This window comes from Photobacterium japonica (genome assembly GCF_050337005.1).
Lineage (GTDB): Bacteria > Pseudomonadota > Gammaproteobacteria > Enterobacterales > Vibrionaceae > Photobacterium > Photobacterium japonica.
This window is the reverse complement of record NZ_JAKJSN010000088.1, coordinates 1-13,070: the sequence shown is the minus strand read 5'-3', so window position 1 is coordinate 13,070 and position 13,070 is coordinate 1. Positions and strand designations below refer to the sequence as shown.

Genomic DNA, 13,070 nt, shown 5'->3' with positions numbered 1-13,070 from the left:
TGGTGCTCCCTGCATCATTCCGTTGACTGCTGTATCCGTCAGCATTGTCCTTTTTTACTTCGTCCTGAAGTGTTCCTTTGGCCTTCCTGACCCATCAGCACATCCTGTCCTGACTCTCATCGTCCATCCTGGCGGTGTCCCTGACTTCATCCTGAAGTGGTCCTTTGTCATCCTGACGAGTAAACATCTTGTCTACTACTGTGCCGTTCCTCGGCTATCCCTTCACAGTCCATGTTCGATATACCATCCTAGTACACCGGTCTCATCCTGAGACCCCCACATCCTTGGGGTTTTCCTGTTCCGTTCCGTCAGTTCCTTCCGACACCATTAAGATTACGCTGATGGCGAAAAAAAGCAGCCTATCAGTAAGATATTTTTCGTTGTACTCAACAAGAAAACGCACGGGGAAGATCTTCCCTTTATTTAAAAACAACCACTTAAACACTGACACCTCTGAATTTCTCAGTATAAAGACATGGATCTCCCACACGCGTGTAAGCGATCTCGCACAAATTCACGGGCAATTTGGCAGATAGGTGCTAACGGCCTTCTCAGGCACCACTATAATTAAGTCCAAACACCCCTGAATTTGACCACCCTGAGCCAGCCCTACCCTTCTTTAATGGAGCGCATAATGGAAACGTTCAATCACAACCTCAGTGCCTTATTCAGCCAACTCGGCCTTAATGACTCCCACGCCTTTATCGAACGCTTTTTAGCGGAGCACCACCTTGCCCAACACGAACGCTTAGCCGATGCCACCTTTTGGCGTCCCGCGCAGAAGCGTTTTCTACAGGAAGCCCAAGAACAAGATGCCGATTGGTGTGAAGTGATTGACCAGCTGGATGTCCTGCTACGTAAATGACCGCAATGGGAGACTGGGCAGTCGCGGCGTAATCAGCGACAATGAGAAAAGACTGTCTGAGTGAAAAAGGAAAAGGAATGTCATCAGCGATCACCCAAGCCCTGACCCAAGCCATCGAAAGCTTGGTCGCAGAAGGCAAAGAGCCCTCAGTAGCTCTGATCAAAGCCCGCATCCATGAGCCATTACCGATGCCGGTGATCATCAAAGCCTTACAAAGCTGGAAAAGCAGTGCCCGCGTCCCCAGAATAGAACGCACCGAAACGCCCGTTACCCCAGAGGCACGGATTGCGGCGCTGGAACAACAGGTCGCCGACCTCTCGGCACGACTGGCGGCGTTAGAGGCGCGATAAACAGACGACAAGCGCCCTAAAACCAAGACATGCCAGAAACAAAAACAGGCACACAAGGTGCCTGTTTTTATTGCGGGTGTGATTGCACCGCTTCAACCTCTGAAGGCGATTACTGAAAATCCCACGACAGATTGGCCACCAAACGGCACGGTTCGCAACGGAAATGGAAGATACCGTGCAAGGGCTCGTCTAAGCGCCAGTGTCCGCCACATTTCGGGCAAGGGCGGTTCAACTGCTCATCAGCACTGACGCCCCCCACTTGATACTGGTAGTAATACGTCGGGATCTTGGTGATAAATTCAATGCGCCCACGCAAGTCCCAACCACGGCGGAACATGTCACTGTCGACATCGCGAATTTCGTGCAACGCAGCATGTTCGGCTTGGCACGCACCTGCCATTTGGATCTCATCGCATGCTTGCCATTCTGTTTGCCACTTCACGATCGCTTTGTGATCACCGTTTGACGTCGGCTCGTCCAATCGGTAGAGCGGGATAGGCATCAACGTATCGCCACAGCGCAGCGGCGAACAGGTGTGCACATACGTGGTGTAGATCACTTGCCACGAGGGCGAGAAATTCTCTGCCGCCGCTTCCGAGTTTAAATCACGCCCCAATAACTTGGTTTTCGGGCTTAACAGCTTGGCATAGCTCAAACGTTCAATACAGGCTTTCACCTGCACACTGTGGAAACTCGGATGCAAACTTTGTTGCTCCGGACACACCGCGCGCACTTTAAACACGCCGTCATCCATCACAATCGGAAACTCACGCCCCAGCACTTGGCCGTTATAGCGCAACGCATCCATTAAACCATTGATCGCGGTATCGACCGCCGCAATGGTCGTGTTATCAAAACACTCAAACTGCAATTCAATTACGTACATGACTCAATCTACTTTGACCACGGGGGATAAGGCATTCAGGAAGGTTTCCAAATCTGCCGCCAAGACCTCACGGTCTGCTTTGCCCAAGGTTTCCAGCACCACTTGGCCGGTCAGGTTGCACACCGCAATCACCTGATTTTCAGACGCCATGGCACCAATAAACACGGTCGGCTTTAATTTCAAACGACGCTGGGTCACCAAATGGCCCAAAATATTTTCTTGCAGACGCTGCACATCAGCATGGTTGAATGCCTGCAGAAGATCAAAATCAATCTCCCCGGTCACCGTTTGAAAACGGGCCGACATATCACCACTGAATTGGCTGCCATAAAACGCCGTGATATCTTCATGCAAACGCAATTCAATCCCTTTTTCGACGCCGTCCAAGTCACCAACGGGCTGGCGTGCCACCGGTTTCCAACTCACTTCATAGCCATCATCACTGCACACGCAGTCAGAAGGCAGACCCACCAGATCGTCACTGCGTGGAAAACCTTGACCTGCATCACACCACGCTTGCAAGAAGCGGGTAGAAAATGCAGATAACGCTATCGCGACGGGATGATTCATTCGCAACCTCACAAAAGATTAAGTAAACTTTGCCCATTCTAATCGAAGTGTGTCCAGGACAGTATGAGCAAATATCAAGACGCGAAAGAATTAGCCGGTTTAACCCTCGGTAAAAATACCGAATACAAGGATCAGTACGATCCCTCTCTGCTTCAGCCTGTTCCTCGCAGCCTGAACCGAGATGACTTGGCGTTGGGTGACACCCTACCCTTTACCGGGTATGACATCTGGACACTCTATGAGTTGTCATGGCTCAACAGCAAAGGCTTACCGCAAGTCGCGATCGGCGAAGTGCGCTTACCCGCCAACAGCCCGAACTTGATCGAGTCTAAATCCTTCAAGCTTTACCTCAACAGCTTCAACCAAACGGCACTTGACGGCTGGCAGGATGTGGCTGACCGTCTGCAACACGATCTGAGCCAATGTGCCGGTGCCGATGTTGACGTCACCATTCAACCGTTGGGTGACTTCACCAGCGAAGAAATCGTGACGTTCAGCGGCGAGTGCATTGATGATCAAGACATCAGCATCACCGATTACGCGTTCAACCCTGACTACCTGAAAGGCGCGGCTGACAATGGCAAGATCGTGACGGAAGAGTTGAACAGCCACCTGCTGAAATCAAACTGTTTGATCACCAGCCAGCCAGACTGGGGCAGCGTGCGTATTTCTTACACCGGTAAGCAAATTGATCGCGAAAAGCTGTTGCGCTACATTGTCTCGTTCCGCAACCACAATGAGTTCCATGAGCAGTGTGTTGAGCGTATTTTTACCGACATCATGAAATACTGTCAGCCTGAACTGTTGACCGTGTACGCGCGCTACACCCGCCGCGGTGGTCTGGATATCAACCCATACCGCACCAACATGGGGAAAACCCCAAGTAATAACTTCCGCTTGGCCCGCCAATAAGTGTCAAGATGATGATAAGTCCAGCAAATGTGCAGACTTTGCTGGACTTGATTGCCCAACCCATTAATATTGGCAGTACTGTTCTGATGGGTTATTGAAAGTATGTCTCCTTGCCGCTGGCTGATCAGCTTAATGATCTTCTCTGTGACCTCGTTTGGCGCACAAGCAAAAATCTACACAACGCCAATTCTTGCCGAAGCCAACGATCTCCTGCACACCAACCCCGAGCAGTCGCTCTCGATCACCTCTCGCTATTTGGATAAGCGTCGCCTGAGCGCCCCCAAAGAAGCGTCACGTGTGCACATTAATGACGAAACGGATCACACCGTACGCACGCCACTGAGCACCATCAACGCCCTGCAAATCAAAGCGCGCGCATACCTGCTGCTCAATCAAGCCGAATTGGCGATTAACACCATTAAAATGGCAGAAACGCTGGCCAACACTGAAACACTGACGTTCAGTGGGATTGAAAGCCAACTGATCCATGCGGACATCTACTGGACGAACCTCAAGAACAGCACACTGGCCTTGAGCATGCTCGAACAGATCGATACGGCCATCACAACCCAATCCCAACACATGATGGAGTCGCAAGTTCAACGCTTGCAATACCAATCCCTCATGCAACGCGCGATCATTGAATCTCAAACCAGCAACAGCGTGCTGGCCGAAAAACGGTTTATTCGCGCCAAACGCTTTCTGATCAACCTCAATGATCCACAAGAAAAAATCCATTATCTGCTGGTACTGGGTAACCATTACATGACCAGTGGCCATTTCGATTTGGCCTTGGATCGCCTGCTCAGTGGTTACTGGCTGGCTGTTGAAATTGATGACAAAGCCCAAACGGCCATGGCCAACTTTGAACTCGCGTCGCTGTTTGCACAACGCAAAGTCTATGACAAAGCCCTAGAGCACGCGACGCAAGCCGGTGAGTTCTTTGCCCATTACAAACAAACGCTGCCGCTGGCGACCACCCTGAATCTGATCGCGTCCATTTATGAACAACAAGGCCGCTATAACCTAGCCTTGGTGCATTACTTCAACGCCTTGGATCAAGAAAACCAGCTCAAGCAAAACAGCCGTTCAGCCAAATTGCGTCTGAATATTGCCCGCGTGTATTTGCTGCTGTACAACTACCCCAAATCGGAACAGTACCTACACCATACTCGCCTGCTCGCGACCCAAAGCAACGATGAAGTCACGCTCGCAGAAGCACAAGTTTTGCAAGGCACGTTAGAGCTAGCGGAAGGCAAAACCGATGAGGCCATCGCCGCCCTGCAAGCAGGACTGATCGCGGCCACCCGCATTAACAACCATGATTTACAGCTGGAGTCTGAACTTCAGCTCTCACGCGCGTTTGAACAACAAAAAGATTACTACAATGCCCTGCTCAGCCAACGCCGTTACGAACAACTGTTCAGTACCAAGCAGCAAGCGCAGGTGAAAAGCAATGTCGAAGTGTTCAAACAACAGCAGCGCATGCTGGAACGTTCGTTGCATTTAGAAGAACTCGAACGCCAGCAATTCGAGAGCGAAAAGGCCCTGTATAAACAGAAAAATATCACTATTTTTCTGTTCAGCGTGTTAACCGCCGTGGGGCTATTTCTGTGGCGCCGAAACCGCACATTTAAACAGTTGCAAACCCGTTTAACGCGCCTGCGCACCGACTTCTACACGCACCCTCGCAGTGGCCTGCGCAACTTGCGTATGCTCACTGCCAAGCTGCCTAATTCCCTGCAACAAAGCAGTGCCAACTTTGAGCAATGGCACCTGGGTGAAATCATTAACGAGCCATTGAGTGATCGCTTGCGCTTCGCGTTATTTGAAGTGCCATTTCTCAAGCACATCTATCTTCAGCACGGCTACCAGCAAGGGCTGGATATGGAACGTCAGTTTGGGGAATACCTCACCCAACAGATCTGCGAACCGGCCCGTGTGTATCATTTCTCTGATGCGATGTTCCTGTACATCGAGCCCAATTCGCGTCTGGATTCCGCGCCCGAACAACTTGCTCATTCGTTGCAGCAACTGCTTGACCGCTTTGTCGAAAACCGTCAACTGGATAACCGAATTCGCATCGGAATGGCGGAATACCCATTCTTGCCAAGGGCTTACACCGCGATAAATGATCAAGAATTGTTAGATATTTTGTTGATGGCTACCAATGCCGCCCGTGAAGCCAGCAAACACGATGCCGGTAGCCAATGGGTCCACCTCAGTGCCATTGATGCCGCCCCTGCGGCCAGTTTTGCCTGCGACAATATTCGCCGCGCATGCAGCCAAGGCATTGATAATGGGTTAATAAAAGTCCAAAGTTCGAGTGTCTTTGCATTCAGTTGGCATAACGATCACGTTTCTGATAAAAATGCCATTTAATGGTCTAATATTGTTCGCTCGACCGCCGATATCAGTGAATTGTATAGCATTTTTTGCTAGCATGTTTTTATTATGCGACAAGTAACCCACTGATAAGAAACGAGTTTAGTATCTAGGACGATATTGCCCCAACGTGACTGATGTAACTGCCGTAGCGACAGAAATGAGTAAGCTAAAGCTACGCTTAGACCAAACTCAACTTTCTTACCGGGATGCTTCACTGAAATCGCGCCGGGAAATCGCTATTTTAAAGCGTTTGATCGGTCGGCTGTCGGTGGCCTGCCGAGGACTGGACCATGAGCTGGATGACAAGCTCATGTTGCTTCGTCACGACCTCGAACAAAACAAAGACATTGGCAAAATGATCCCGCGTCTGGCGGTGATTGAACGCCTTGTGATCCGCCTTGCCGATTTTGCCGACAAAGAAAATCACGCTTTACATGCACAGATCCACCACAGCAGTGAAGTGCTGCGCCGCTTCCACGGCCTGCCGGCCCAGCTGAAACGCGATCTGCGCAACCTGCTGAGTCAAAAAAATCAATCCCTCGCCCATACCCACCAGCAAGCCATTCGCTTGATGGCCCTGTATGAACGCGCGTTGAAAGTGGTGTCCTGTGCCCATAGCGATACCCACACCACGGTCAGCGTGAACCATGATTTGCAGCTGAAACTCACCAGAGAACTGCAACAGTTGATCTCGGAATTGGATTTTGAGGACGATGCCGGGGATAAACTGCTCACCATCCGCAACCAACTACTCAATGGGGTGCCACCCGCCACGTTACTGGAACTGTCGTTAGAGATCCTGCGTTTGGTGCTTGATGGCACGCATCAGGAACGTCGCAGCTCACAACGCTTTCTCAACAACATCAATGGGGAGTTGGCGACCCTGCAAAAGACCACCCACCACAGCGCCGACCAAAGTCAGATCATTTTTGAGCATCGCGCATCAATGACCCATGAACTTGCCGGACTGACGCACACTCTGAAAGCAGGCTTGAGCGACAATACCAACCTCAACACGTGGCGACCAACCCTGACGGATTTGACCCACGAATTGCAGATTCTGGCGGAACGCAATAAAGCCTTAGAAAAGCGCGAACACGCCCTGTTGGAGCAACTCAATTACAACGAAGCCAAAATCGCCCAACTGTATGAGCAAACTCAGGATTACCGCCAACGTCTGGACGATCAGGAAAAACGCATTTTCTTAGATAACCTGACCAAAGTGTATAACCGTGCAGCGCTCAACGATCGCTTAGAGCATGAATACCGCCGTTGGCTTCGTTACCAACACCCGCTGTGTGTCGCCTTGATTGATATTGATAACTTCAAAGGGATCAATGAAAACTTCGGCCACTTTGCCGGCGATAAGGTGTTAAAAATCATTGCCCGTACCTTGCACCAATCGGTGGAAGACACCGACTTCATTGCCCGTTTCAATGACGATGCCTTCATGGTCATTCTGACCGAGCAAGGCGAAGAGGAACGTCACCAGCGTTTGAGTAAGCTGCGTCAGGCGGTTGCCCAATTGCCGTTCCGTTTCCGCGATCGTAATGTCACTATTAGCGTCTCTATCGGCGCGACCTTGTTTGAGGGCAATGACACCCCTACCACGGTGTTAGAACGGACAGAAAAAGCCTTATTCAGTGCGCGCAGCACCGGTAACAACCGCTTGTTGTGGATATCGTAACCCCCCTCACGCTCTTCCCCTTCCATCCTATCAATTTCTGGCAATCTCCCAGCACTCTGTGTATGGTTGTAGATATATCAGTCACTTAAAACCAAGCCTTCACCCCATCACCAGACTGACTGATCTTCAGAAAACAGAACGTACTCCCCGACGGCCTACCTTCTGCTTTCTTCACGGTCGTGCTCACCCTTTCTTCTACACTGAATACACCCGTAAGTGCCACCGTCTACCATGACCAGGGAGGTAACCATGATCACACATATCAGCCCAGTAGGGGCTATGGATCTGCTGTCTCAGCATGAGGTGGAATTGCTCAAAGCTACCGCCTCAAGTGATATCTACCGCCTCTACCGTAACTGCTCGCTGGCCGTACTCAATTCCGGCAGCCATACCGACAGTTCCAAAGAGTTGCTGGAAAAGAACAAAAGCTTTGATGTGAATGTGATGCGCCGTGAGCGCGGGATCAAACTCGAACTGATGAACCCGCCCGATCACGCCTTTGTTGATGGCCGCATCATTCGAGGGATCCAAGAACACATGTTTTCTGTGCTGCGTGACATTGTGTACGTCAACATGCACGTGCAGCAACGTCGTGACATCAACCTCACCAGTTCCCCTCACATTACTAACTTCGTTTTCAGTGTGTTGCGTAACGCCAAGACCGTGCGATCCGGCGAAGACCCGAACATCGTGGTGTGTTGGGGCGGTCACTCCATCAACCCGATTGAATACCAGTACACCCGCGAAGTTGGCAATGAGCTGGGCTTGCGTGAACTGAATATCTGTACCGGGTGTGGGCCGGGCGCGATGGAAGGCCCAATGAAAGGGGCGGCCATCGGTCATGCCAAACAGCGCTATAGCCAGAGCCGTTTTATCGGCCTGACAGAGCCGTCCATCATTGCGGCCGAGCCACCGAACCCGATCGTTAATGAATTGGTGATCATGCCGGATATCGAAAAACGTCTGGAGGCCTTTGTCCGTCTCGGCCACGGTATCGTAATTTTCCCTGGCGGGGCCGGTACGGCCGAAGAGCTGCTGTATATTCTCGGGATCCTGATGGAGCCAGAAAATGCGGATCAGCCATTGCCCGTGGTGTTAACGGGGCCGAAAGAGAGCGAAGCCTATTTCCGCGTGCTCGACAGCTTCATTCACGATACCCTCGGGGAAGCTGCCACCCGCCACTATCAGATCATCATTGACGATCCGACAGAAGTGGCCCGTGTCATGAAAGCCGCCATGCCCGCGATCAAAGCACACCGTCAATCGAAGGGGGATGCCTACAGCTACAACTGGTCACTCACTATTCCACCGGAATTCCAATTGCCGTTTGAACCGACCCATGAAGCCATGGCCAGTTTGGATTTGCACATGAACCAGCGACCAGAACATTTAGCGGCCAATTTGCGCCGTGCATTCTCTGGTATTGTGGCCGGTAACGTAAAAGAAGAAGGGATCCGTGAAATCGAGCGAAAAGGCCGGTTTAAAATCAATGGCGACACCGCGCTAATGAAACGCATGGATAAACTGCTAAAACAATTTGTAGAACAACAACGGATGAAATTGCCCGGCACCCAGTATGAGCCGTGCTACGAAATCATCACCACCACCCCATCCAACGGAAAGTAATGCCCGCCCTTGTTGACACAGGCAGTGTGACTTCCGGCTAACTATGCGTACAATAAGGGCCTTAACAGGCCCTTTCTTTTTTCTCATTTATACAACGGTTAATGCTATGTCCTCTCTCCACCTTGTCATTATTGATGCCCTCAACCTGATCCGCCGGGTCCATGCAGCGCAGCACAATGATGACGATATAGCCAACACCGCCAAAGTCTGTTGCCAAGCCCTGCATAAGATCATCAATCTCAGTCAGCCTACCCACATCGTGGCCGTGTTCGATCACCACGGGGATGATCGCGGCTGGCGCGCCGACCTGCTGCCTCACTACAAAGAAGGCCGCAAGCCGATGCCTGAAGCCCTGCATGCTGGCATGGAAATCATTCAAGATGCCTTCATGGAGATAGGCATTGATTCGCTACTGTCTGACGGGGATGAAGCCGATGATTTGGTGGCGACGCTGGCACTAAAAGTCGCGGCACGCGGAGAACAAGTCACCATTATCTCCACCGACAAAGGCTATTGTCAGCTACTCCAACCGACATTGCGGATCCGAGATTACTTTCAAGAGCGTTGGCTCGACAGCCCCTTTATTGAAAAAGAGTTTGGCGTAAAACCCGAGCAACTGACCGATTACTGGGGACTGGCCGGGATCAGTTCGAGCAAGATCCCAGGCGTTCCTGGCATCGGGCCGAAAGCGGCCACCGAACTGCTGAGCTTGTACCCGTCTTTGGACGCCATTCTCGCCGCTGATGATCTCCCTGCCAAATGGCAGAAGAAAATCGACGCGCACCGTGACAGCGCGATAGCTTGTAAGCAAGTGGCCAGCTTGAAAACTGACCTGACGTTGGGCTTTAACCTGCAAGATATTCGCTACCAGCCCAACGACGCCGAATAAACCCGCCGTAAGCTCGCCAGATTCCGATTCCGGTGCGGTGAATCAACGCCCTCTCGACGACGACAAAAAAAGCCACTCCGAAGAGTGGCTTAGTCATGCGAGGGAACAACTCGCTATGCTTTATTCTGTGGTGTTATGGTGCGCTTACTGGTTGTAAGGCAGATCACCTGCATCCGCCAGCTCTGTCATCACATCCATGATCAGTTTCGCTAGATGCTGCTCTTTCCACGTACATGGTGTTGGCGTACAGTCTAGGTAGTAGTTACGTGATAGCTGCTCAGCCATGTAGTGAGCAAAACGGTTCAGATCACCACGCTCGATACGATCGAGTTCTTCATCCGACAGACCAAACATGGTGCCACGACGACCCACAATACCGTACGGATTCTGGAAGTCTTCTGCTTTACGGAAGTTGGTAAAGCCATTCTCACCCAACGTGATATTCAGGAAGTTGGCGTACTCGCTTTCTGTGTTCAACACGTTTGGACCGATCTGCATATCATGACCGTATGTCGCTTTGTAGTTCATCAGCTTTTGCTTGAACGCGTCGCTCGACATCACATAAGCCATGTTCGTCAGCAGTTCCATGTGACGTTTCGCACTGTCTGCCGTCCATACCACTTCTTGCGTATCGAAAATAGTGCGGTCTGTGAAGTCGATATCCCAGTTCGCCGTGATGGCTTCCAACTTATTCAACAACGGATGATCTGTCGTGGTGTTAAAGCGGGACATGAAGACATTCTGCGTACCTTCGTGGCCGTATGCACCGCTTACGCCTTGCATCGTTTTCAGCATCTCACTGTAATCATACACACCACTGCCATCGACTGTATTGAAACGCTTATCAGCATTCAAGGCGGTGATTGGCAGTACAATGCGGGTATGTGCAGGCAGACGGTCAATCTGGCCGAGACGTGCCCAGTTATACTGGTTTTGTGCCGTGATATCTAACTCAACGTTGGCCATGTCCACTTCTGTGAAGTTGGTGATTTCAACCGTATCACGGTCCAACAAACGGACATTCAACATAGAACGGGTGTTCGCAACCAGTGACAATACGCTTGCACCTTCCCCCTCTGCGTCTTTCAGCACCGATGTCACCATCGCCTCTGCTGGTAGTGCAGAGAAGGTCAGCGTCGCTTCAGGTACAGACACATTCGGCGTAAACGTTACAGCACGAAGAGTATGCACATGGGTCGTCACCGAATCAGTCAGGGTCACGAAGCCTTGATCTGTCAGTTGCAAGTCTTTCGCACTGTACCCTTGGCCATCTACAAGGTATGCACCCTGCGCCGCTTCTTTAAAGCGGTAACCGTCGGCAATGAATTTTGCCACATCATAGATCGCGATACGTTGGCTCTGCTTCGTCACCAACTGGTTACCTTTCAGATCAATCGCGGCAAAACCGACAGGCGCTTCCACCATCGCTTTAACCGTTTTCCCTTCGCCCATCGCCGCCAAATCAAACACGGCATACCCCGTGCTTGACGCTGCCAATAGCTTATTACCTAGCACCTCAAGGCTGTGCGCGTCGTGGTTCGCCAAATACGCAAACGGCGTCATCGCTTTAATTTCATGCTTGTCAGCCGCCACATTGTGGTATACCGCAATGCCTTTGTTTGAGCTGACAAACACATACTGTTCAGACACGGCAATTTTCGCGGCGCCTTCTAGGTTCACACCTAGCGAGTATTGGTACTCTTTGGTGTCGACATCGAAAATATCGATACGGTTATGCGCAGACACAGCAGACACATATAGCTGCGAGTCCATCAGACGAATATCATTAATTTGCGTGTATGGACGGCCTTTACTGATCGCGGTAATTTTATCAGATTGACCGGTTTTTTGATCGTAGAAACCAACCACAGGATTTGCAATGTCACCGTATTCTGCACGTGGTGAGTGCACTGCAATTAATTGGTTTTTGTAAGCTTCTAGTGCAATAAAGTTCGCGTATTGTGCGTGTACAGCAAAATGGTGAGGGTTCACACGCTCGGCTTCATATTCCGGTCGCTCGCCCATTGAATTATCAAAACAGGTTTCGAGTTCACGCACCAAGCCATAGTCTTTGTTGATGTAGTCACCCGGAATACGATCCGCCATCGGATAATATTCTAACAAACAACCATTGCCATAATCATAATTACCAAATTTCTTGTTAACGAATGTCATACCGCCCTGGTACCAAGACAATTCCCATTCTTCGCCCAAGAAACTGAACAGATTACGCATCGCACTTTCATCAGACCAATGGCGCATCGGGACCGATACCGTGTTATCCGTCGTTACAGGGTAAACGATGCCATTGATTGACAGGTATTTACCGTTACTGAAAACGGGCACACGCGTAGGGTCGAAATCCACTTGATCAATGGTGTACAAGTGATCGGGTGACACCGCGAACTGGTTCAGTTCCGCTAGGCGAGCTTCAATCTTACGTGCCGTTTCGTTCATCATTTCAATGTATTCAGGCTGGCTCTGGTTAGCGTTTGCCATGCCTGATGCCATGATTGACATGGCTAATAATGAAAATTTCATACCTGTCTTTTGCATTGTTGTACTCTTCCTTTTGACCAAAAATAATAATGGTGTATTTTTCCTTTACATTTCATTACCACCCTATGTAGAGATGATAAAAAATAAATTTCAACGTGAAGATCATCCTGCCAAATGAATGACATAAAATAAGGCGTGAAATAAAAGGTGCTAAACGAATGTATCGTTATGATTGTGCTGATTTATACATTCAGAAACACATAAATACACGTAATAATTCATAGATATATAAATAAAAATGTATCGTAACACTCGCTGAATTTGTCAGAATCATCTGACAACAACACCATCAACATGACACACTGGTAATAATCAATGGAAGTATAATAGTGCAGGGA

At 50.2% G+C, this 13,070-nt stretch carries 10 protein-coding genes; 7 read left to right on the top strand and 3 right to left on the bottom strand.

Going from position 1 to position 13,070, the window contains the following annotated elements; all coding sequences use genetic code 11:
- The first annotated feature begins 634 nt into the window (after positions 1–634).
- Positions 635–865, top strand: coding sequence for a DUF2789 domain-containing protein (locus tag L4C36_RS22470; RefSeq protein ID WP_428480006.1), 231 nt, complete (start codon positions 635–637; stop codon positions 863–865).
- 77 nt (positions 866–942) lie between these two features.
- The gene (locus L4C36_RS22465; protein WP_428480005.1) at positions 943–1,215 is read left to right on the top strand and encodes a hypothetical protein; all 273 of its coding nucleotides are present in this window, start codon (positions 943–945) and stop codon (positions 1,213–1,215) included.
- 109 nt (positions 1,216–1,324) lie between these two features.
- Here L4C36_RS22465 and L4C36_RS22460 read toward each other — a convergent pair whose 3' ends face one another.
- Positions 1,325–2,101, bottom strand: a complete 777-nt coding sequence (locus L4C36_RS22460; protein ID WP_428480004.1) for a Zn-ribbon-containing protein — start codon at positions 2,099–2,101, stop codon at positions 1,325–1,327.
- A gap of 3 nt (positions 2,102–2,104) precedes the next feature.
- Positions 2,105–2,671 carry a SecY-interacting protein gene (syd, locus tag L4C36_RS22455; protein ID WP_428480003.1) on the bottom strand — a complete coding sequence of 189 codons (567 nt, stop codon included), beginning with the start codon at positions 2,669–2,671 and terminating at the stop codon, positions 2,105–2,107.
- Positions 2,672–2,734: 63 nt separating this feature from the next.
- Between syd and queF the strand changes: the two genes are divergently transcribed.
- The 5 genes from queF to xni all read left to right on the top strand — a co-directional run bounded on the left by queF (position 2,735) and on the right by xni (position 10,173).
- A complete protein-coding gene (gene queF / locus L4C36_RS22450; protein ID WP_428480002.1) occupies positions 2,735–3,583 on the top strand; it encodes an NADPH-dependent 7-cyano-7-deazaguanine reductase QueF in 849 nt (282 codons plus the stop codon).
- 102 nt (positions 3,584–3,685) lie between these two features.
- Positions 3,686–5,965, top strand: a complete 2,280-nt coding sequence (locus tag L4C36_RS22445; RefSeq protein WP_428480001.1) for a tetratricopeptide repeat-containing diguanylate cyclase — start codon at positions 3,686–3,688, stop codon at positions 5,963–5,965.
- A 133-nt stretch (positions 5,966–6,098) separates the two neighbouring features.
- Positions 6,099–7,658: a GGDEF domain-containing protein gene (locus L4C36_RS22440; protein ID WP_428480000.1), complete on the top strand. Its 1,560-nt coding sequence runs from the start codon at positions 6,099–6,101 to the stop codon at positions 7,656–7,658.
- 249 nt (positions 7,659–7,907) lie between these two features.
- Positions 7,908–9,284 carry a nucleotide 5'-monophosphate nucleosidase PpnN gene (gene ppnN / locus L4C36_RS22435; RefSeq protein WP_428479999.1) on the top strand — a complete coding sequence of 459 codons (1,377 nt, stop codon included), beginning with the start codon at positions 7,908–7,910 and terminating at the stop codon, positions 9,282–9,284.
- Between the two features lie 106 nt (positions 9,285–9,390).
- Positions 9,391–10,173, top strand: coding sequence for a flap endonuclease Xni (gene xni / locus L4C36_RS22430; RefSeq protein ID WP_428479998.1), 783 nt, complete (start codon positions 9,391–9,393; stop codon positions 10,171–10,173).
- Positions 10,174–10,317: 144 nt separating this feature from the next.
- Here the strand turns inward: xni and L4C36_RS22425 are convergent, their stop codons facing one another.
- Positions 10,318–12,714: a hypothetical protein gene (locus tag L4C36_RS22425; protein ID WP_428479997.1), complete on the bottom strand. Its 2,397-nt coding sequence runs from the start codon at positions 12,712–12,714 to the stop codon at positions 10,318–10,320.
- Positions 12,715–13,070 lie beyond the last annotated feature (356 nt).